This window comes from Nocardioides cremeus (assembly GCF_030518195.1).
Classification (GTDB): Bacteria; Actinomycetota; Actinomycetes; order Propionibacteriales; family Nocardioidaceae; genus Nocardioides; species Nocardioides cremeus.
Map to the genome: position 1 here is coordinate 1 of NZ_JAULSC010000522.1, position 204 is coordinate 204.

Consider the following 204-nt stretch of genomic DNA (forward strand, 5'->3'; position numbering starts at 1 on the left):
CGTCGGCAGCGGGACCGTGGCGTACATCCCGGCCACGGGTCCGTCGAGGTGCGCGCCCAGGACCTCGACCACCCGCGCGGCCCGGGCCGCGGAGGTGCGGCGCGCCGAGCGGACCACGCGGGCGACGTACCCCTCGCGCAGCAGGGAGAGGTAGGCCCGCTGCACCGGCCCGGGGGCGGCGGCGGGGGTGCGCGCCCGCGGCGC

Annotated in this window: 1 pseudogene; it reads right to left on the reverse strand. The window is 82.4% G+C overall.

Features of this window, described 5'->3' with window-relative positions:
• Window positions 1-204, reverse strand: a pseudogene (locus QWJ41_RS21950) (PLP-dependent aminotransferase family protein); the annotation flags it as partial.